This is a genomic window from Sphingomonas sp. Leaf208 (assembly GCF_001421415.1).
GTDB lineage: Bacteria > Pseudomonadota > Alphaproteobacteria > Sphingomonadales > Sphingomonadaceae > Sphingomonas.
This window is the reverse complement of the sequence record NZ_LMKH01000035.1, coordinates 317,194-336,529: the sequence shown is the minus strand read 5'-3', so window position 1 is coordinate 336,529 and position 19,336 is coordinate 317,194. Positions and strand designations below refer to the sequence as shown.

Genomic DNA, 19,336 nt, shown 5'->3' with positions numbered 1-19,336 from the left:
ATCGTCTTAAGTACCGCTAAGGCCGGTGCATGACGGGAATTCTGGTGCAGCGGTTCGTTCTTCTAGGGGTGGTTGGGGCTCTGGCCGCGTGCGTCGATCAGGCGAACGGCGGTGGTGCGGGATCGCGCGACCAGATCACCGCGGTCGGGTCGTCGACCGTCTATCCGTTCACGACGATGATCGCCGAACAGCTCGTCGCCAACGATCCCGATGCGAAGGCGCCGGTGATCGAATCGACGGGGACCGGGGCTGGCATGAAGCTGTTCTGCGCAGGCGTCGGAGCGGCGCATCCCGATATCGAGGATGCGTCGCGGCGGATGAAGGCGAGCGAGTATGCGACGTGCGCGAAGAACGGCGTCCGCGACGTGATCGAGATCCAGGTCGGGATCGACGGCATCGCCTTCGCCGAAGCGAAGAACGGCCCGAAGATGCAGCTAACGCCGACCGATCTATACAAGGCGCTGGCAGCCAATCCGGGCGGCAAGGTGAACACGGCGCGGGTGTGGCGCGACGTGAACCCGGCGCTGCCCGCGGTACCGATCCAGGTCTATGGTCCGCCGGCCACGAGCGGCACGCGCGATGCGCTGGCCGAACTGATCCTGACCAAGGGGTGCGAGGCGAGCGATCCTTCGGCCAAGGCGCTCGCGAAGTCCGATGCCGAGGCGCACAAGGCGCTGTGCACGCGGGTGCGCGAGGACGGCGTGTATGTCGATGCGGGCGAGAACGACAATCTGATCGTCCAGAAATTGCAGTCGAACCCCAACGCGATCGGCGTGTTCGGGTATAGCTATCTCGAAGAGAACAAGGACGACGTGAACGGGGTATCGATCTCGGGCGTCGCGCCGACCTATGCGACGATCGCGGACAATGCGTATCCGGGGTCTCGGCCGCTCTATATCTATGTGAAGAAGGCGCATCTGACCGCGATCCCGGGGCTGCGGAATTTATTGAAGCTGTATGCGGCGAACTGGGGGGCGACGGGGCCGTTGGTGAAGCGGGGGTTGATTGCGTCTCCGGCGGCGATTCAGGCGCGGTCGGCGGCGATTATCGCGAATGAAACGGTGCTGGATCCGGCGGTGTTGTCGTGATGCGCCTTTCGTCCAGTTGTGCGCCCGTCCTAGTTCCCCCGCGAACGCGGCGGCCCATGAGCCGAGCGCGCGATCGGAACTTAGCTGGGCCCCCGCATCCGCGGGGGAACCGGGGTTCTGCTACGTTTGGTTCACACAAGGCCACCACCCCGGCGGAGGCCGGGGCCCAGTTGGGCACCGTTGCATTGGCTGCCGCTGCGCCCCGTTACCTCGACCTTTCCAACTGGGCCCCGGCCTTCGCCGGGGTGGCGGCTAGTGACTTGGTGCGCATGCGCGCAACCAATCATTGCGGGCGAGAAGTATAATGTCCCCCATCGCCCTCCTCTTCCTCGTCCTCGGTCTAGGCCTCATCGGCTGGCTCACCGCCCGCGTCCGCGCCACGCGCTTCCGCGCCGGCAGCACCGTGCGGTTCAGCTCGCTGCCGTCGCATCACGGCTGGTACGTCGCGCTATGGACCGCGATCCCGCCGCTCGTCTTCCTCGTGATCTGGTCGATGACCGCGCCCGCGCTCGTCACCGATGCCGTGCTCGCCACGCCAGCCGCGATCCAGCTCCCCCCGCCCGGCTTCGACCGCGCCTCGATCCTGTCCGAAGCGCGCAGCCTCGCCGAAGGTCGCAGCTTCGGTGCGTTCCACGGGCTCGCGCGAACGCTGGCCCCCTCCTACGCCGCGGCGCAATCGCGCTACGACTGGATCGCCACCGCCGCCGCGTTGCTGCTCGCCTTTGCCGGCGGTGCGTTCGCGTTCACGCGCGTCAAACCCGGGTTCGGCGCGCGGACTCAGGTCGAGCGGGTCGTGATGCTGATGCTCCTCGGCGCGTCGCTGATCGCGATCCTGACCACCGTCGGCATCGTCGCGTCGCTGTTGTACGAGTCCGCGCGGTTCTTCTCGGTTGTGCCGATCACCGACTTCCTGTTCGGCATGCACTGGAGCCCGCAGGTCATCGACGGGCGCGATCCGGGTGCATCGCTCGGCGCGGTGCCGTTGTTCTGGGGGACGTTCTTCATCGGCGCGGTGATCGCGATGATCGTCGCGATCCCGTTCGGGCTGATGAGCGCGATCTACCTCACGCAATATGCAGCGCCGAACACGCGCAAATGGATGAAGCCGATCCTCGAAGTGCTCGCGGGCGTGCCGACCGTAGTCTACGGCTATTTCGCCGCGCTGACGGTCGCGCCCGCGGTGCGTGACCTCGCCGTGTCGGTCGGGATCAGCTGGGCGTCGTCGGAAAGCGCGCTCGCCGCGGGCCTCGTGATGGGCATCATGATCATTCCGTTCGTGTCGTCGATGGCGGACGATTCTATCGCCGCGGTCCCCTCGTCGATGCGCGATGGCAGCCTCGCGATGGGCGCGACGTCGTCCGAGACGATCCGCCGCGTGCTGCTCCCGGCCGCCCTCCCCGGTGTCGTCGGCGGCGTGTTGCTGGCCGTGTCGCGCGCGATCGGCGAGACGATGATCGTCGTCATGGCCGCTTCCGGCGTCGCGACGCTGACGCTCAACCCGTTCGCGAGCACCACCACGGTCACCAAGCAGATCGTCGACCTGCTGACCGGCGAGGCCGAGTTCGACAGCCCCAAGACGCTCGCCGCATTTGCACTCGGCCTGACGCTGTTCGTGGTCACGCTCCTTCTCAACATCGTCGCGCTGCGCGTCGTCAAACGGTACCGCGAAGCCTATGAGTGACACGCTCGTGCCCCAGATTCCGGTGACGAATGCGGAGCCCGTGCGCCGCGTGCCGACCGACTGGACGACGCAGGCGATGCAGTCGCGCATCCGCCGTCGCTATGCATCCGAGCGCCGTTTCCGCTTCGCCGGGCTCGCCGCGGTATGGCTGTCCGCCGCGTTCCTCGCCTATCTGCTGATCACGATGGTGATGCAGGGCGCGAGCGGGTTCGTCGAGACGCGCGTGTCACTTCCGGTTGATCTCGCCGCCGCCAAGCTGCCGATCGAGCCCGCGCGCCTCGTCGGACGCGGCGCCGATCTCGCGCTTGCCGGTGCAGGACTGGAAGGCACCGTCGACCTCGCCGCGACCAAGGCGTTCGGCAAGGACGGCACCGACCTTCTTTCCCACGGCGCCTGGGCGGTGGTCCGGGACGCGATCAAGGCCGACGCGTCGCTGCTCCAGCGCAAGACCGTGTTCGAGGTCCCCGTCTCCAGCCCGATCGACGTCGCCGCCAAGGGCAACGGCACGCGCGATGCCGAGGCGATCGTCGCGCGGCTGAAGGCGAGCGGGGCGCTGACTCGCGGGTTCAACGCGGGCTTCCTGACCTCGGCGGACTCGACCGATGCGACCCGAGTCGGGATTTGGGGGGCTTTCAAGGGGTCGTTGCTGACGATGATCGTCACGTTGCTGCTGGCGTTCCCGATCGGCGTGCTGTCGGCGCTGTACCTCGAAGAATATGCGCCGAAGAACCGCTGGACGGACCTGATCGAGGTCTCGATCAACAACCTCGCTGCGGTGCCGTCGATCATCTTCGGTCTGCTCGGCCTCGCGGTGTTCCTCGGCACGTTCGGCATGCCCCGCTCGGCGCCTATAGTGGGCGGCCTGACCCTCGCGCTGATGACGATGCCCGTCATTGTCATAGCCGGCCGCAACGCGATCAAGGCCGTCCCCCCATCGATCCGCGACGCTGCGCTCGGGATCGGCGCGTCACCGGTGCAGGTCGTCTTCCACCACGTCTTGCCGCTCGCGCTGCCCGGTATCCTCACCGGCACGATTATCGGCATGGCGCGTGCGCTCGGCGAGACCGCACCGCTGCTGATGATCGGCATGCGCGCGTTCATCGCCGCCCCGCCGTCCGGCCTCGCCGATCCCGCGACCGTGCTGCCCGTCCAGATCTTCCTCTGGTCGGACCAAGTCAGTCGCGGCTTCGTCGAGAAGACCTCCGCCGCGATCATCGTCCTGCTCGTGTTCCTGCTCGCGATGAACGGCGTCGCGATCTACCTCCGCAACCGATTCGAGACCCGCTGGTGATGCCAAAACATTCTAAGCCTCCCATCCTCAAGATGACGGCGCGCAACGTCTCCGTCGCCTATGGCAGCAAAATCGCGATCAACGACGTATCGATCGACGTCGACCAGGACGAAGTGGTCGCGTTCATCGGCCCGTCGGGCTGTGGCAAGTCGACCTTCCTGCGCACGCTCAACCGGATGAACGACACCGTCGCCAGCGCGCGCGTCACCGGCGAGATCAAGCTCGACGGCCAGGACATCTATTCGCCCGACATGGACGTGGTGCAGCTCCGTGCCCGCGTCGGCATGGTGTTCCAGAAGCCCAACCCGTTCCCCAAATCGATCTACGAGAACGTCGCCTACGGCCCGCGCATCCACGGACTGGCGGGTGCGAAAGCGGACCTCGACCGGATCGTCGAGAAGTCGCTGCGGCGGGCCGGCCTGTGGGACGAGGTCAAGGATCGGCTGAGCGACAGCGGTACGGCGCTGTCGGGCGGCCAGCAGCAGCGTCTCTGTATCGCCCGCGCGATTGCGGTCGATCCCGAGGTCATCCTCATGGACGAGCCGTGCAGTGCGCTCGATCCGATCGCGACCGCCAAGATCGAGGAGCTGATCCACGAACTGCGCGGCCGCTATGCGATGGTAATCGTCACGCACAACATGCAGCAGGCGGCGCGCGTCAGCCAGAAGACCGCGTTCTTCCACCTCGGCACGCTGGTCGAATACGGCAACACCTCGGACATCTTCACCAATCCCCGCGAAGAGCGGACCAAGGATTACATCACCGGCCGTTACGGCTGAGTCGGGAAACGACCATGAACACGCATACGGTCAAGGCCTTCGACAACGACATCGGCGAGCTCCGCGGGTTGATCTCGCAGATGGGCGGGCTCGCCGAGGACGCGATCGACAAGGCGATGCAGGCGCTGCAACGCAACGACCTCGCACTCGCGGAACAGGTGCGCGTCGCCGACAAGCAGATCGACGTCATCGAGGCGGAGGTCGAGCGCCTTGCGGTGCGGATCATCGCGTTGCGCGCGCCGATGGCGGTCGATCTCCGCGAGGTGGTTGCCGCGCTGAAGATCGCGGGCGTCGTCGAGCGGATCGGCGACTACGCCAAGAACATCGCCAAGCGCGTGCCGATGATCGAGAGCGAGCACCGGATCGAGCCGATCTCGATCCTGCCCGCGATGGGTCGGATGGCGAGCGAGATGGTCCACGACGTGCTCGACGCGTTTGCCGCGCGGGACGCGGAAGAGGCGGTGCGGGTGGTCGAGAGCGACAATGCGCTGGACGATTTTTACGACAGCATCTTCCGTACGCTAGTCACCTACATGGTCGAGAACCCGAAGACGATCAGCCAGGTCGCGCATCTGCTGTTCGTCGCGAAGAACCTCGAGCGGATCGGCGACCACGCGACCAACGTCGCCGAGATGGTCTATTTCGCCGCGACCGGCACGCAGATGGTTGATCGCGAACGCGGCATAAAGAAGGAGCAGGCATAATGGCACGCGCGAAAATGCTGTTGGTCGAGGACGATGCTGCGCTGGCCGAATTGCTGGTCTGGCATTTCAAGCGCGAGGATTTCGAGATCGCGCATACCCCCGATGGCGAGGAAGCCTTGCTGCTCGCCAAGGAGAAGGTGCCCGATATCGTCCTGCTCGACTGGATGGTTGAGGGGCTGTCGGGGATCGAGGTGTGTCGTCGCCTGCGCCGTGCGCCCGAAACGCAGAACGTGCCGATCATCATGCTCACCGCACGCGGCGAAGAAGAGGATCGCGTGCGCGGGCTCGAAACCGGCGCCGACGATTACGTGACGAAGCCGTTCTCGCCGCGCGAACTGGTCGCGCGCGTTGGTGCGGTTCTCCGTCGCGTCCGCCCTGCCCTTGCCGGTGAAGCGCTGAGCTATGCCGACATCGAGATGGACACGGTCGGCCACAAGGTCCGCCGTTCGGGCGAAGTCGTCTCGCTCGGACCGACCGAGTTCCGGCTGTTGAAGCATTTCCTCGAGCATCCGGGCTGGGTGTTCTCGCGCGAACGCCTGCTCGATGCGGTGTGGGGGCATGACTCGGATATCGAGAGCCGGACGGTCGACGTGCACATCCGGCGGCTGCGGAAAGCGATCAATGTCGGCGAGCGTCCGGACATTATCCGCACCGTCCGTTCGGCGGGTTATTCGCTCGATACGGGCGGGTAAGGACTCTGTCCCGCGATGGGGCGAATGGAATCGGATGCGAAACGAAGGACCCAAGCGCGACTTAGTGCGTTCAGACGTCGCGCTACCAAAATGGTGCACCCATTTAGGAGATTCACATGAAGTCCATCCTTCTCGCCGCTGCCGCTCTTCTCGCGTCGCCCGTGATCGCCCAGACGACGCCGCCGGCAGACCCCGCCGCGCAGACCGCACCGGCCGATCCCGCGATGCAGACGGCACCGGCCGATCAGGCTGCCCCTGCCGACCCCGCGGCGCCTGCTGCACCGGCGGATCAGGCAATGGCTGCTCCTGCCGATCCGGCAGCGGCACCAGCCGCACCGATGGCAGGCGCACCGATGGCGCCTGGCGCAGGTCGCGTGACGTTCGGCCAGCCGACGGTAACGCCGCCGACGCCAGCACCGGCGACGTATCCGGTGTGCTCGAAGACGGTCAAGGACGGCTGCCGCAACCGCGGCGGCAAGTAAGTCCGGCAGCGAGCGGCGGGTGATCCTGCCGCTTGCGTAGCCAGCTTTACGTTCTAGGAAAGGCGCTCCAATCATAAGAGAGGGGCGCCTTTTCCATGTCTGAGAACTTTGGGTCTATCAGCTTTGAAGGCCGCATTGCGATCGTCACGGGCGCAGGCGGCGGTCTCGGCCGCGAATATGCGCTCGAACTTGCCCGCCGCGGCGCGAAGGTCGTGGTCAACGATCTCGGTGCGTCGCGCGACGGCACCGGACATTCCGACGCCGCGCTGAAGGTCGTCGAGGAAATCGAGGCTGCCGGCGGCGAAGCGATGTCGAACGGCGGCAGCGTCACCGACTACGACCAGATGGTCGAGATGGTCGCCCACGCTTCCGAGAAATGGGGCGGCGTCCACATCCTGATCAACAACGCCGGCGTGCTGCGCGACAAGAGCTTCGCCAAGATGGAGCCCGCCGACTTCAAGTTCGTCGTCGACGTCCACCTCAACGGCTCGGCGAACGCGACCAAGGCGGTGTGGGACACGATGCGGGCGCAGAATTACGGCCGCATCCTGATGACCGCGTCGTCGACCGGGCTCTACGGCAATTTCGGGCAGGCGAACTATGGCGCGGCCAAGCTCGGCCTTGCCGGCTTGACCAAGACTCTCGCGATCGAGGGTGCGAAGAACAACATCAAGGTCAACACGATCGCCCCGACCGCGGGCACGCGGATGACGCAGGACATCTTCCCCGAGGAAGCATTCAAGGCCTTTTCCCCCGACAAGGTCGCGCCCGCCGCGGTGTTCCTCGTGTCGGAAGATGCGCCGACCAACATGATCGTCGGCGCCGGCGCGGGCGTGTTCCAGGCGGCGTATGTGACGCTGACGCAGGGCAAACTGCTGACCGGCGACGACCTGTCGGTGGAGGGTGTCGCGGCACATTGGGACGCTATCATCGACCGTTCGGGTGAGATCGTCCCCCAGTCGGGCTCGGAACAGTCGATGACTATCCTGAGAAAGCTGCAGGGGCGCTGAGCACTGGCCCCACATGGCAGCTAGAATTTTCTAACCGTTCCCCCGCGAAAGCGGGGGCCCAGGACCACGAAGGTTGTAACCTGTAACCCTGGGCTCCCGCTTTCGCGGGAGAACGGGATTGGTTCGGGCAACCTGCTAGCCCTCAGCGTGGCTCGCGCATTTGCCAGACTACGCGGCCGATAACGGCGATCGCTCCGTCCGGCACAGCCGCCGCGTCCGGGTTATCGCTCGTTGCCACTAGCGCACCGCGTATAACGGCGACGCGCTTCACCATAACCGCGTCGTCGATCCGGATGACGTACACCCCGCCCTTTGCGCGCGGCGTACGGTCGGCGGTGTCGACCACGATGTGATCGCCGTCGAACAGTCCCGGCTCCATCGAACTCCCGCGCACGCGGATGATCGCCGCCTGCCCGTCCCTTAGCCCGAGTTTCCGCGCGAGGCCGGGGTCCAGCGTGTCGGTGCCGAGCACGATCTCGCGATCGACCAGCGCGCCCGGCCCCGCCGACGCTGCGACGTCGAGCTTGCGGATGCGGAACCCTGCCGGCCGGTCGGCGGGTGCACCCAGCGTCGCTTCACTCACCCCCAGATAGTCCGACAGCAATCGACGGTCGCGTTCGCCGAGCACCCGCGGCGATCCGCGCCGGACATATTGCTGAAGATAGGCCGCGTTGCGCCCCAGCATCGCTGACAGCGCCGCCAGACTGTCGCCACGCGCGGCGGCCAGCGTTGCCAGCGCGGTTCTTGGATCGGGATCGGACACGGTTCTAGCCACGCCCGAACCGTAGCGTAGGAATTTTCCTAGACAAGTAGGATTTGCCGGAACAAATCAAGAACACAGGCGAAGACTCGGGCGGGGTCTTGGGCTAGGAACAGGAAGGAGCGACCATGTCCGTTCTCATCAAGATCGACCGATATCTGCGGCAGACCGGCATGCCGACGTCGAAATTCGGCCGGTTGGCGGTCGGCGATCCGCGGTTGGTGCACGATCTCCGACTCGGTCGCCAGCCGCGCGCGCCGATGGTGGCGCGGATCGAGACGTTCATCGAACGGCACGGATCGTGAGGATGGACGCGATCCGCGGCCCCGATGCGGGCACGCTGTTGATCCGCGCGCTTCGCGGCCAAGCGACTGCGGCAGGCCTGACGATGCACGTCGAGTCGATCGCGTGCACGCCCTGGGCGAGCGCTACGTTCGTCGGCACGCTGCACCGGCTGACGATCGCGGCGGTGCCCGTACCCGGTCTTCGAGACTGGATCGACGCGTTGCCCGAAGCGGAGTTCGCGATGCGCGGGCATATCGTCGCCGATCTCGTGGTTAATCGCATCGAGTCGATCGGCGACCGCGAGCATGTGACGATCGCGGTGCTGACGCTGATCGACGCGTAAACGTCTCGACAGGGGTGGACTTTCGACGGCCGAACCACGAAGTCGGCGGTCAACGAAGGAGATTCATATGGCCGGGATGGGCAAGTTCGACTGGGCGGATCCGTTCCTGCTCGACGATCAGTTGAGCGAGGACGAGCGGATGATCCGCGACAGCGCGAAGGCCTATGCCGACGACAAGCTCGCGCCCCGGATCATCGATGCGTTCCAGCACGAGCATACCGATCCCGCGATTTTCCGCGAGATGGGCGCGCTCGGATTGCTCGGGCCGACGATCCCCGAGGAATATGGCGGCGTCGGTGCGTCCTATGTCGCGTACGGGCTGGTTGCGCGCGAGGTGGAGCGGATCGACTCGGGGTATCGCTCGATGATGTCGGTGCAGTCGAGCCTCGTGATGTACCCGATCAACGCGTTCGGGTCCGAGGAGCAGAAGCGCAAATACCTGCCCAAGCTCGCGACCGGCGAATGGATCGGCTGCTTCGGGCTGACCGAGCCGGATGCGGGGTCGGATCCCGGCGGGATGACGACGCGCGCGAAGAAGACGGCGAACGGTTATGTGATCTCGGGCGCGAAGACGTGGATCTCGAACTCGCCGATCGCCGACGTGTTCGTGATCTGGGCGAAGTCCGACGAGCATGGCGGCGGTATTCGCGGTTTTATCCTGGAGCGCGGGATGAAGGGGCTGGAAACGCCCAAGATCGAGGGCAAGCTGTCATTGCGCGCGTCGATCACTGGCATGGTGATGATGGATGAGGTCGAGGTCGGCGAGGACGCGCTGCTGCCCGACGTGCAGGGATTGAAGGGGCCGTTCGGCTGCCTCAACCGTGCGCGCTACGGGATTTCCTGGGGTGCCTTGGGCGCGGCGGAGTTCTGTTTCCATGCGGCGCGGCAGTACGGGCTGGATCGCAACCAGTTCGGGACGCCGCTGGCGGGGCGGCAGCTTTTCCAGAAGAAGCTGGCGGACATGGAAACCGAAATCGCGCTCGGGTTGCAGGCCTCGTTGCGCGTCGGGCGGCTGATGGACGAGGGCCGGTTCGCGCCGGAGATGGTCTCGATCGTGAAGCGCAACAATGTCGGCAAGGCGCTCGACATCGCGCGGATGTCTCGCGACATGCACGGCGGCAACGGGATTTCGGGGGAATATCAGGTGATGCGTCACCTGATGAACCTGGAGACGGTGAACACGTACGAGGGTGCGCATGACGTGCATGCGTTGATCCTGGGGCGGGCGATCACGGGTATCGCTGCGTTTTGATCGAATTAGGCAGTTTGTTTCCCCGCGAAGGCGGGGACCCAGTCTGGGCTCCCGCCTTCGCGGGAGAACACAGGTGAAGGATACGCCCCTCGCCGGCTTGAAGGTGGTCGAACTCGCGCGGATCCTTGCGGGGCCTTGGGCGGGGCAAGTCCTTGGCGATCTCGGTGCCGATGTCGTCAAGATCGAGAGCCCGGCCGGTGACGACACGCGAACCTGGGGGCCGCCGTTCATCGACAACCCCGACGGCACGCACGACGCCGCGTATTTCCATGCCGCCAATCGGGGCAAGCGGTCGGTCGTCGCCGACTTTACGACCGCTGAAGGCCAGGCCGTCGTTCGTGACCTGATCGCCGACGCCGACGTCGTTATCGAGAATTTCAAGGTCGGCGGGCTCGCCAAATACGGGCTCGACTACGCCGCGCTCTCTGCGATCAACCCGCGCCTCGTCTATTGCTCGATCACCGGGTTCGGGCAGGACGGCCCCTACGCTCCGCGCGCAGGCTACGACTTCATCGTCCAAGGGATGAGTGGGATCATGGACCTGACCGGCGAGCCTGATGGCGCGCCGCAGAAGATCGGCGTCGCGTTCGCCGACATCATGACCGGGCTTTATGCGGTGATTGCGATCCAGGCGGCGCTGGCGATGCGGACGCGGACCGGCAAAGGTCAGCAGATCGACATGGCGTTGCTCGACACGATGACCGGCGTGCTGGCGAACCAGGCGATGAACTGGTTTGCGAGCGGGGTGTCGCCGACGCGGGTCGGCAATGCGCATATGAACGTGTGTCCGTATGCGGTGTTTCCGTGCGCCGATGGGTGGTTCATCCTGGCGGTCGGGAATGACGGGCAGTTCCGGCGGTTCTGCGACGCGATGGGGTTGCCCGAGATGCGCGACGATCCGCGGTTCGCCACCAATGCGGGGCGGTTGGCGTTCAAGGAATTGCTGTTCGCGGGGATCGAGGCGGCGACGTCTCTGGTGCCTAAGCTCGAGTTGCTGGCGCGGCTGGAGGCGGTCGGGGTGCCGGCCGGGCCGATCAATACCGTGGCGCAGGCGTTCGATGATCCGCAGGTCGTCGCACGGGGGATGGCGATCGAAGTCGCGCGGCCGAATGGGTCTTTGATCCCGGGGCTGCGTACGCCGATCCGGTTTTCGGATGCCGATCTCGCGACCGGGCGGGCGGCGCCGATGCTGCCGAAACCACCGTCATCCTGACGAAAGTCAGGATCCAGAGCCGAGTGCGCTAGCGTCCGTGGCTCTGGATCCTGGGTCGAGCCCAGGATGACGGATGGGGCTTAGGCTGGGACCTCCGCCACCGGCTTCCGCGCATACAACCCGTACGCCAGGATCAGCGCGTAGCAGATCGCCGGGAGCAGCAGCGCGAAGTGCAGGCTGCCCGATTTGTCCGCGAGCATACCCGTCAGATACGGGACGATCGCGCCGCCGACGATCGCCGTGGCGATCACGCCCGAGCCTTCCGCCGCGCGCTTGCCGAGGCCTTCCGACGCCAGCGAGAAGATCGTCGGGAACATCACGGCGTTCATCAGACCGATCGCCAGCAACGCCCAGCCCGACAGCGCGCCCTCGGTGTTCGCCGAGATCAGGATCAGCGCCAGCGTGCCCGTCGCGACGCCCGCGAGCACCTTGCCCGGCGACACCTTGTTCAGCACGTATGCGCCGATGAACCGGCCGACCAGCGCGCCGCCCCAGTAGAACGGCACGTGCTTGCCCGCGGCGACGTCGCTCAGGCCCATCACGCTCGGCTGCATCAGGTAATTGACGATCAGCGAGCCGACCGCGACTTCGGCGCCGACGTACAGAAAAATGCACGCCGTCCCCATCGCGAAGCGCGGGCGCTTGAGCAGCGTGAATGCGTGGAAGATGCTGCCGGTCTGGTCCTGCTCCTCGTTGAGCCGGTTGCGACGGGTCCACACCACCGCGGCAACGATCAGCAGCGCGATCGCGAGGCCGATATAGGTGTGCACGACGGTCCGCGACGATTCCGTCCGGTACGCGTCGAGCGCGGCGCCGGTCAGCTTCGAAGAGTCGACCGTCGCCAGCCCGCCGAGGATCAGCGCGGAGCCGACATACGGGAAGATCGTGGTGCCGAGCGAGTTGAACGCCTGCGCGAAGGTCAGCCGGCTCGACGCCGACTTGGGATGGCCAAGCGCCGAGATCAGCGGGTTCGCGACGACCTGCACCACGGTGATGCCAGCGCCAAGCACGAACAGCGCGAACAGGAACATGCCGAAGCTCGCCTGCCCTGCGGCGGGGATGAACAACAGGCAGCCCGCGGTCATCGTCACAAGGCCGATCGACGCGGTCCGCATATAGCCGGCCTTGCGCACGATCGCCGCGGCGGGGATCGAGAACAGCGCATAGGCGAGGAAGAACGCCGACTGGACCAGCATCGCGGTCGCGTGGTCGAGCGTGAAGAGCTCCTTCATCTTCGGGATGATGATGTCGTTCAGCGAGGTGATGCCGCCGAAGATGAAGAACAGCGCGAACACGAACACGCGCAGGTCGGGCGCGTCGTAGCCGTGGCTGGCATCGCCTCCGGCCGCTGGTGTGGATTTGGTATCGACGTGCATCGTGGTGCGCCCCCTCGCGGTATTATCTGCGCGACATAAGCCGGGGCGACGGCGCGTGGCAATGCCGCGTGGTGCGATCCGTCCTGGCGAGCTAGGACGGGGGACATGAGCCGCTTCACCGTCAACAACGAACCGATCGAATACAAGCTCGACAACGAGACGCCGCTGCTGTGGGCGCTGCGCGATGCGTCGAACCTGACGGGGACCAAATATGGCTGCGGCACCGGGCAGTGCGGCGCGTGCACGGTCGATATCGATGGGCGCGCGATGCGGAGTTGCCGCGTGCCGATCGGGTCGATCGAGGGGGCGTACGTCACGACGATCGAGGGGCTGTCGCACGAGCGTAACCATCCGGTACAGCTGGCGTTTATCGCGGAGTCGGTTTCGCAATGCGGGTTCTGCATCCCGGGGATGATCATGGCCGCCGCAGCTTTGCTGAAGCGCAATGCCGACCCGAGCGAGGTGCTGATCCGCGAGCAGATCACGAACCTGTGCCGGTGTGGGGTGTATCCGCGCGTGGTGGAGGCGGTGCAGCGTGCCGGGCGGGCGACGCGTGGGGAAGAGGTTATCCCGGCAGGACCAAGGCCGGGGATCGATCCTGCGGACTCGGCGCTGCTGGTGCCGGCACTGGTGCCGCCGCCAGCGCGATAGCGCGTCCGCTCGGAACCAAGCCTGTTCTCCCGCGAAGGCGGGAGTCCAGTCTGGGCTCCCGCCTTCGCGGGAGAACATGCTGGGGAACGTGACGTGCACCCAGAACTCCAGTGCTGTTCGCAAAAGCCGCCTCCCTTCTTCGCCTCCCCGGCGGAGGCCGGGACCCAGTTGGAACGTCGATAGTAACGCATCGCAGCACTCAGCCACGACTATCCCCAACTGGGCCCCGGCCTCCGCCGGGGCGGTGGCTGTTTTGAAGATAAGTTTCATGCATCCGCTACGAAGACTAGCCGACATGAACTATCGCCCGCCCTGCAACTAAACCTGTCTAATCGCTGACGAACCCATTCAGCCTCCCCACACCCGAGATCGACCAGACCCAACACATCATAGGAGCCGGCTCGTGCGCCGGCAGTCGAGGACGACGGCAATGACGGGCAAGTTTCTCAAACTCTTGATGGCGGCTTCCGCGTTGGTGCCGGCAACCATGATGGCATCGACCGCGACCGCGCAACAGGTCGACCAGGACCGCGGTGACCGGGGCCAGCGCCCTGACCGCGGCCAGCGCCAGGATCGCGGCGATCGGGGCCCACGTCCGGACGGGCAACCTTTCCAGCAGCAGCGCCCCGACCGCCCCGCCGCGCCCGATCAGGGCCAGCGCCCGCAACGCGCCGATCTCGGCACGCAACCGCAAGTCCGCGGCGACCGCCCCGATGGTCAAGGCCGCCCCGATTGGAACGGTCAGCGCGGCGGACAAGGCGGAGACCGTCAGGCTTGGAACGGCCAGCGTGGCAACGGTCAGGGCTGGAACGGCCAGAGCCGTCCCGACCCGCAGGCTGGCCAGAACCGCCCCGACTGGAACCGCGACCAGGGACGCCCCGGTTTCGATCGCGGCAACCAGCAAGCGGATCGCGGCCAGTTCGACCGCAACGGTGGACGCGGCGATTGGCGTAACGACGGGCGCAATGACAACCGGGGCGACAACCGCGGCGACTGGCGCAACGGCGGCCGCGATGGCTATCAGAACCGCCAGCCCAACCGCGCCTACGGCAACGTCCAGGGCTATGGTCGCGGCGGCTACAACCAGGGTCACTATAACCAGGGCGGCGCATGGAACCGTGGCTGGCGTAACGACAACCGCTATGCCTGGAGCAACTACCGCGCATCCAACCGCGGCGCTTACCGCCTCCCACGCTACTACGCGCCGAGCGGCTGGGGATCGGGCTATCGCCGCTTCGGCGTCGGCTTTTCGTTGAACAGCATCCTCTACAACCAGAATTACTGGATCCAGGACCCGTACACCTACCGCCTGCCCGAGGCGTACGGCCCATATCGCTGGGTGCGCTATTACAACGACGCGTTGCTGGTCGACCTCGACAGCGGTCGCGTGGTCGACACGGTGTACGACATCTTCTGGTAAGCTTCAGCTTACCGTCACGCAGTAACAGGGGGAGCCCCGCGGTGATGAAGATCACCGCGGGGCTCTTGCGTTTTGGGGGCGCTTCGCCAAATCCTGCGGCGTGGGTATCTTTTCAAAAGCCAAGAAGGTCGATCCAGCCGCGGCAGTCCGCCAGGCCTTCGGATCGCAAGTCGCCGCGCGCCTCGACGCCAATCCGGCGGTGCAGCGCATCGCGATGGACACGGTCCAGTTCTATTATCAGGACAAGTTCCTCGATCCCGCGACCTGCAAGCGGCTGATCGCGGTGATCGATTCGAAGCGACGGCCGTCGACCTTGCTGTCCGATCGCCCGAACAGCAATTTCCGGACCAGCGAGAGCTGCGACATGGATCGCTGGTCGCCCGACGTGCAGCCGACCGACGAGGCGATCGCGACGTTGCTCGGGATCGACCTGCTCCACGGCGAGACCATGCAGGGCCAGCGCTACGCCCCCGGCCAGCAATTCCGCGCGCACCATGACTATTTCCACGAGTCCGAAAGCTATTGGGCGAAAATGCAAGAGCAAGGCGGCCAGCGCACCTGGACCGCGATGGTGTTCCTCAACGACGTTCCCGAGGGCGGAGCGACCTGGTTCCCGCAGGCCGGCGTGAAGATCGCGCCGAAGCGCGGCATGCTGCTCGCATGGAACAACATGAATCCGGACGGGACGCCGAACGGGCTGACGCTGCACGAGGGTATGCCGGTGGTCGAGGGGGTGAAGTATATCGTGACGAAGTGGTTTCGCGAGCGGCCGTGGATGAAGTGAAGGGGGCGCAATCCGTCTCCAACATCGCTCGCCCCTCCCCTGTTGCAGATCCGCCCGGCGCGGATTCTTTTTCTCGCCCCCCCCCGTTCGTCCTGAGTAGTCGTCGAGTAGGCGCCGCAGGCGGCGTATCGAGACGGCGTATCGAAGGACAGGTTGTCGCACGGAACCCATGCTTCGATACGCGCCCTCGATACGCTTCTACGAAGCTACTCGGTCGCTACTCAGCACGAACGGAATTTGGGGACTTCCTTCCTCGGCCGCCCGCAATTGCGAACTAGCGCCAAACTGTTTCCCCGCGAAGGCGGGGGCCCAGACCGGGCTCCCGCCTTCGCGGGAGAACAAGACGCACGTGGTGCACGCGGTTGCCAGATCGCCCTAACCACGCGCCCCTCTCCGCTCGACAATCCCCTCACAGCCACTACGTCCGAGACATGACAGTTCTTGGCGTAACCAATTCCATCCTCGGACAGCCTTGGCGCTGGCGCGCGCTCGCCGCAGACGGCCGGGACGGTTTCGGGATCAACGGTTCGGGCGACGACCTCGTCACACAGCTCCTCCTCGCCCGAGGCTGCCCCCGCGACGCGCTAGACGCGCACCGCACGCCGTCGATCCGCGCGTTCATGCCCGACCCGTCGATCTTCCGCGACATGGACCGCGCCGCCGAGCGCCTCGCCGACGCGGTACAGGCGCACGAACAGGTCGCGATCTTCGGCGATTACGACGTCGACGGCGCCACCTCCGCAGCGCTGATGGTCCTGGTCTTGCGCGATCTCGGCATCGAAGCCCGCCCCTACATCCCCGACCGCCTGCTCGAAGGCTATGGCCCCTCGGGCGAAGCGCTCGTCCGCCTGGCAAGCGAAGGCGCCACGCTGATCGTCACGGTCGATTGCGGCGCGCAGGCGTTCGAAGCGCTCGACGTCGCCCGCGACGCGAAGGTCGACGTGATCGTCATCGACCACCACAAATGCTCGACCGCGCTCCCGCACGCGCTCGCGCTGGTAAACCCCAACCGCCTCGACGAGACCGAAGGCGCCGCGCACGGCCACCTCGCCGCGGTCGGCATGTGCTTCCTCTCTGCCGCCGCGCTCGTCCGCACGCTTCGCACGCGCGGCTTCTTCAAGGACCGCGCCGAGCCCAAGCTGATCGACCTGCTAGACATCGTCGCGCTCGGTACGGTCGCCGACGTTGCGCAACTCCGCGGCCTCAACCGGGCGTTCGTCTCGCAGGGCCTCAAGGTCATGGGCGCACGCAAGAATATCGGCGTCGCCGCGCTGATCGAGGCGTCGCGCCTAACCCGCAACCCGACCTGCACCGACCTCGGCTTCGCGCTGGGCCCGCGCATCAACGCCGGCGGCCGCGTCGGTCGCGCAGACCTCGGTGTCCGCCTGCTCACCACCCAGGACCCCGACGAAGCCCGCAAGATCGCCACTGAGCTCGACCGCCTCAATGAAGAACGCCGCGCGATCGAGACCGCGGTGCAGGAGGCCGCCGACCTCCTCTCCAGCCGCGACCGTGCCGTCGCCGTGGTCGCTGGGCACGGCTGGCACCCCGGCGTGATCGGCATCGTCGCCGGCCGCCTCAAGGAGAAACTCGGCCGCCCCGCAATCGTCATCGCGATCGACGAGAACGGCATGGGCAAGGGCTCCGGCCGCTCGATCCCCGGCGTCGACCTCGGCGCCGCTGTGATGGCCGCACGCGAACACGGCCTGCTGGTGGCGGGCGGAGGCCACGCGATGGCCGCCGGGCTGACGATCAGCGAGGCCGCCATTCCCGCCTTCACCGACTTCCTCGAAGAGCGCCTCGCCGCCGCCGTCGAACGCTCGAACGGCGACCGAGCCCTGTTGCTCGATGCAGTCCTCGCGGCTGGCGGCGTAAACCCAGGCCTCGTCGAATCAATGGAAGCCGGCGGCCCCTACGGCATGGGCTGGCCAGCCCCCCGCGTCGCAATGGGCCCGGTCCGCGTGATAAAGGCAGACGTCGTCGGCAACGGCCACGTCCGTACGATCGTCGCCGGCGACGACGGCCGCTGCATCAAGGCAATGGCCTTCCGCTCGGCCGAGAGCGCGCTCGGCCAGGCACTGCTCGGCGCCGCCCCTCACCGCAAGCTCTGGCTCGCCGGCCGTGCGAAGATCGACGACTGGTCCTCGCGGCCGTCCGCGGAATTACACGTCGAAGATGCCGCCTGGGCCGATTGAGGGGTTGACGCATCGGTGGCTTCCTTTTAGGCGCCTCCAACCACGCAGGCCCCTTCGTCTAGCGGTTAGGACGCGGCCCTTTCACGGCTGAAGCACGGGTTCGATTCCCGTAGGGGTCACCATCCGCCACATTCGTGGCTGAGACGTGCGATTTAGTCATTCTTTGCTCTTCGCTGGTACAGCAACCTGGTACAGTGAGCACCCAGATAGCACTCATGGCGACCCTGGAAGCAGCCGACTACCGGTTTCTATTATCTGCGTCGGCAGATGCCCGGAAAGATGCGTCCCGCCTTCGGCGGTAAGGCGCTATGGAAGGTGTCGCTCAACACGAAGAGTGCGGCCGCAGCCCATATTTTGTTCCTTCAAGCTAACGCGGGTTTGAAGCAGGAGGTCGAGGAAATCCGGGATCGGATCAAGGCAACTGGCGAACCACTCCTTCACAGCGTGATCGGGCTCGCGACATGATCGCTACGTACTCTCAGGGCCCCGATGTAGATGGATTGGATGGCACGGAACGCCTTCTCCTGGCTCGCCTGGAGATCGACCGCGGACTTTGGAACATGACGCCACCGGGTGCTCCCCGGCTGCGGCGTCGACGACGTTCTCTCGATCGGTGGTTTGCAGCGGGCCGCTGCGTGCGCAGGCGACAATCCTCACGATCCTTCGGTTTTCGGATTGGGTTGGGCTAGGGCGAGGGCATAGTCCCGAACGTCTGGCGGCCACGCTGCCATCCGACCCGCAAACGCTTGATCCTCACCAGCAAACAGGACGCGGATCGCTTCCTCGTAACCGGGAAAATCGCCGGCCAGCCCGGACAGGAAGCGATACGTGCGCTCATGTGCGGCTTTGCGATCGGTCTGGCCGCCATCTGCACGACGCGCTTCGTCAACAAGGCGGCGCAACGCCTGCGAGGCTCCCCCCGGCTGCGTTGCAAGCCATTCCCAATGACGCGGCAGCAGCATCACTTCGCACGCGACCACGCCAAGTTTTGGTCGGCCTCTCGATCTGGTCGAGCTATCTGCCAGTTCGCGCCGCGCTGTCGCAAGCGCCTCGAGTTCGCCATGGTCTGTAAATCGCGTAACGATTTCCGCCGCAGTGCCTCGAAGGTCGAGGTCGACCACCGCGCCTGACGTATCATCGAAGGTAAGGACAGGGCCCTGCGTGTCGGCTTCCGTCGATTGTTCATTCCCGAAATCGTCTATCTTGCCTGAGAAACGGGAAAGGTCGCGCTCAACGAATGGCCACTATCAGGCCCCGGATCGGCACTCTGGACGTCCGGGTGTGGGCGAAACTACCCGGCAGTGCGGGGCTTCGTCCGGGATTTACGAGC

The 19,336-nt window shown here is 65.9% G+C and carries 20 protein-coding genes and 1 tRNA gene; 18 read left to right on the top strand and 3 right to left on the bottom strand.

All coding sequences use genetic code 11. The annotated features are described in order from the left end of the window. Positions 1-29: 29 nt before the first annotated feature. From ASE69_RS16485 to ASE69_RS16450, 8 genes are all read left to right on the top strand, one after another. Complete coding sequence (locus ASE69_RS16485; RefSeq protein ID WP_056489026.1) at positions 30-1,088, top strand: substrate-binding domain-containing protein; 1,059 nt, start codon at positions 30-32, stop codon at positions 1,086-1,088. A 304-nt stretch (positions 1,089-1,392) separates the two neighbouring features. Next, complete coding sequence (gene pstC, locus ASE69_RS16480) at positions 1,393-2,769, top strand: phosphate ABC transporter permease subunit PstC (RefSeq protein WP_056489024.1); 1,377 nt, start codon at positions 1,393-1,395, stop codon at positions 2,767-2,769. Then, positions 2,762-4,060, top strand: a complete 1,299-nt coding sequence (pstA, locus tag ASE69_RS16475) for a phosphate ABC transporter permease PstA (protein WP_056489022.1) — start codon at positions 2,762-2,764, stop codon at positions 4,058-4,060. Before pstC ends, pstA begins: the two co-directional genes overlap by 8 nt. Further along, entirely contained in the window at positions 4,060-4,839 is a 780-nt protein-coding gene (pstB, locus tag ASE69_RS16470; protein WP_056489020.1) for a phosphate ABC transporter ATP-binding protein PstB, read from the top strand. The genes pstA and pstB overlap by 1 nt, the downstream gene beginning before the upstream one ends. A 14-nt stretch (positions 4,840-4,853) precedes the next feature. Further along, positions 4,854-5,543, top strand: a complete 690-nt coding sequence (gene phoU / locus ASE69_RS16465; RefSeq protein ID WP_056489018.1) for a phosphate signaling complex protein PhoU — start codon at positions 4,854-4,856, stop codon at positions 5,541-5,543. Continuing rightward, on the top strand, positions 5,543-6,235 hold the full coding sequence (phoB, locus tag ASE69_RS16460; RefSeq protein ID WP_055873047.1) for a phosphate regulon transcriptional regulator PhoB: 693 nt from the start codon (positions 5,543-5,545) through the stop codon (positions 6,233-6,235). Before phoU ends, phoB begins: the two co-directional genes overlap by 1 nt. A 116-nt stretch (positions 6,236-6,351) precedes the next feature. Continuing rightward, entirely contained in the window at positions 6,352-6,717 is a 366-nt protein-coding gene (locus tag ASE69_RS16455; RefSeq protein ID WP_056489016.1) for a hypothetical protein, read from the top strand. Positions 6,718-6,812: 95 nt separating this feature from the next. After that, positions 6,813-7,727: an SDR family NAD(P)-dependent oxidoreductase gene (locus ASE69_RS16450; RefSeq protein ID WP_056489014.1), complete on the top strand. Its 915-nt coding sequence runs from the start codon at positions 6,813-6,815 to the stop codon at positions 7,725-7,727. Positions 7,728-7,869: 142 nt separating this feature from the next. Here the strand turns inward: ASE69_RS16450 and ASE69_RS16445 are convergent, their stop codons facing one another. Then, positions 7,870-8,502 carry a helix-turn-helix transcriptional regulator gene (locus tag ASE69_RS16445; RefSeq protein ID WP_235518899.1) on the bottom strand — a complete coding sequence of 211 codons (633 nt, stop codon included), beginning with the start codon at positions 8,500-8,502 and terminating at the stop codon, positions 7,870-7,872. 113 nt (positions 8,503-8,615) lie between these two features. Between ASE69_RS16445 and ASE69_RS22635 the strand changes: the two genes are divergently transcribed. The 4 genes from ASE69_RS22635 (at position 8,616) to ASE69_RS16430 (ending at position 11,580) form a co-directional block, all read left to right on the top strand. Next, complete coding sequence (locus ASE69_RS22635) at positions 8,616-8,792, top strand: hypothetical protein (RefSeq protein WP_165895153.1); 177 nt, start codon at positions 8,616-8,618, stop codon at positions 8,790-8,792. A 2-nt stretch (positions 8,793-8,794) separates the two neighbouring features. Continuing rightward, positions 8,795-9,115, top strand: a complete 321-nt coding sequence (locus ASE69_RS16440) for a hypothetical protein (protein WP_056489010.1) — start codon at positions 8,795-8,797, stop codon at positions 9,113-9,115. Positions 9,116-9,182: 67 nt separating this feature from the next. Next, complete coding sequence (locus ASE69_RS16435) at positions 9,183-10,367, top strand: acyl-CoA dehydrogenase (protein ID WP_056489007.1); 1,185 nt, start codon at positions 9,183-9,185, stop codon at positions 10,365-10,367. 73 nt (positions 10,368-10,440) lie between these two features. Continuing rightward, entirely contained in the window at positions 10,441-11,580 is a 1,140-nt protein-coding gene (locus tag ASE69_RS16430) for a CaiB/BaiF CoA transferase family protein (protein WP_156362376.1), read from the top strand. An 80-nt stretch (positions 11,581-11,660) separates the two neighbouring features. Here ASE69_RS16430 and ASE69_RS16425 read toward each other — a convergent pair whose 3' ends face one another. After that, positions 11,661-12,956 carry a sugar MFS transporter gene (locus ASE69_RS16425; protein WP_056489003.1) on the bottom strand — a complete coding sequence of 432 codons (1,296 nt, stop codon included), beginning with the start codon at positions 12,954-12,956 and terminating at the stop codon, positions 11,661-11,663. Between the two features lie 105 nt (positions 12,957-13,061). Between ASE69_RS16425 and ASE69_RS16420 the strand changes: the two genes are divergently transcribed. The 6 genes from ASE69_RS16420 to ASE69_RS16395 all read left to right on the top strand — a co-directional run bounded on the left by ASE69_RS16420 (position 13,062) and on the right by ASE69_RS16395 (position 18,471). After that, positions 13,062-13,607 carry a (2Fe-2S)-binding protein gene (locus ASE69_RS16420; protein WP_056489002.1) on the top strand — a complete coding sequence of 182 codons (546 nt, stop codon included), beginning with the start codon at positions 13,062-13,064 and terminating at the stop codon, positions 13,605-13,607. A gap of 430 nt (positions 13,608-14,037) precedes the next feature. After that, on the top strand, positions 14,038-15,027 hold the full coding sequence (locus ASE69_RS16415; RefSeq protein WP_056488999.1) for an RcnB family protein: 990 nt from the start codon (positions 14,038-14,040) through the stop codon (positions 15,025-15,027). Between the two features lie 100 nt (positions 15,028-15,127). Then, positions 15,128-15,811, top strand: coding sequence for a prolyl hydroxylase family protein (locus tag ASE69_RS16410; protein ID WP_056488997.1), 684 nt, complete (start codon positions 15,128-15,130; stop codon positions 15,809-15,811). Positions 15,812-16,242: 431 nt separating this feature from the next. Further along, entirely contained in the window at positions 16,243-18,006 is a 1,764-nt protein-coding gene (recJ, locus tag ASE69_RS16405) for a single-stranded-DNA-specific exonuclease RecJ (RefSeq protein WP_056488991.1), read from the top strand. 47 nt (positions 18,007-18,053) lie between these two features. After that, positions 18,054-18,128 (top strand) — tRNA-Glu (locus ASE69_RS16400). 145 nt (positions 18,129-18,273) lie between these two features. Beyond that, complete coding sequence (locus ASE69_RS16395) at positions 18,274-18,471, top strand: hypothetical protein (protein ID WP_056488989.1); 198 nt, start codon at positions 18,274-18,276, stop codon at positions 18,469-18,471. 188 nt (positions 18,472-18,659) lie between these two features. On the opposite strand, the gene ASE69_RS16390 is transcribed toward ASE69_RS16395, so the two are convergent. Continuing rightward, a complete protein-coding gene (locus ASE69_RS16390) occupies positions 18,660-19,127 on the bottom strand; it encodes a DUF2239 family protein (protein ID WP_235518893.1) in 468 nt (155 codons plus the stop codon). Between the last annotated feature and the right edge of the window lie 209 nt (positions 19,128-19,336).

Bases quoted from the DNA above. Each gene is read 5' to 3' on its own strand.
- ASE69_RS16440 (WP_056489010.1), top strand. From the start codon at position 8,795: ATGGACGCGATCCGCGGCCCCGATGCGGGCACGCTGTTGATCCGCGCG.
- pstC (WP_056489024.1), top strand. From the start codon at position 1,393: ATGTCCCCCATCGCCCTCCTCTTCCTCGTCCTCGGTCTAGGCCTCATC.
- ASE69_RS16455 (WP_056489016.1), top strand. From the start codon at position 6,352: ATGAAGTCCATCCTTCTCGCCGCTGCCGCTCTTCTCGCGTCGCCCGTG.
- ASE69_RS16420 (WP_056489002.1), top strand. From the start codon at position 13,062: ATGAGCCGCTTCACCGTCAACAACGAACCGATCGAATACAAGCTCGAC.
- ASE69_RS16415 (WP_056488999.1), top strand. From the start codon at position 14,038: ATGACGGGCAAGTTTCTCAAACTCTTGATGGCGGCTTCCGCGTTGGTG.
- phoB (WP_055873047.1), top strand. From the start codon at position 5,543: ATGGCACGCGCGAAAATGCTGTTGGTCGAGGACGATGCTGCGCTGGCC.
- ASE69_RS16435 (WP_056489007.1), top strand. From the start codon at position 9,183: ATGGCCGGGATGGGCAAGTTCGACTGGGCGGATCCGTTCCTGCTCGAC.
- ASE69_RS16485 (WP_056489026.1), top strand. From the start codon at position 30: ATGACGGGAATTCTGGTGCAGCGGTTCGTTCTTCTAGGGGTGGTTGGG.
- pstB (WP_056489020.1), top strand. From the start codon at position 4,060: ATGCCAAAACATTCTAAGCCTCCCATCCTCAAGATGACGGCGCGCAAC.
- ASE69_RS16395 (WP_056488989.1), top strand. From the start codon at position 18,274: ATGCCCGGAAAGATGCGTCCCGCCTTCGGCGGTAAGGCGCTATGGAAG.
- recJ (WP_056488991.1), top strand. From the start codon at position 16,243: ATGACAGTTCTTGGCGTAACCAATTCCATCCTCGGACAGCCTTGGCGC.
- pstA (WP_056489022.1), top strand. From the start codon at position 2,762: ATGAGTGACACGCTCGTGCCCCAGATTCCGGTGACGAATGCGGAGCCC.
- ASE69_RS16425 (WP_056489003.1), bottom strand. From the start codon at position 12,956: ATGCACGTCGATACCAAATCCACACCAGCGGCCGGAGGCGATGCCAGC.
- ASE69_RS16450 (WP_056489014.1), top strand. From the start codon at position 6,813: ATGTCTGAGAACTTTGGGTCTATCAGCTTTGAAGGCCGCATTGCGATC.
- ASE69_RS22635 (WP_165895153.1), top strand. From the start codon at position 8,616: ATGTCCGTTCTCATCAAGATCGACCGATATCTGCGGCAGACCGGCATG.
- phoU (WP_056489018.1), top strand. From the start codon at position 4,854: ATGAACACGCATACGGTCAAGGCCTTCGACAACGACATCGGCGAGCTC.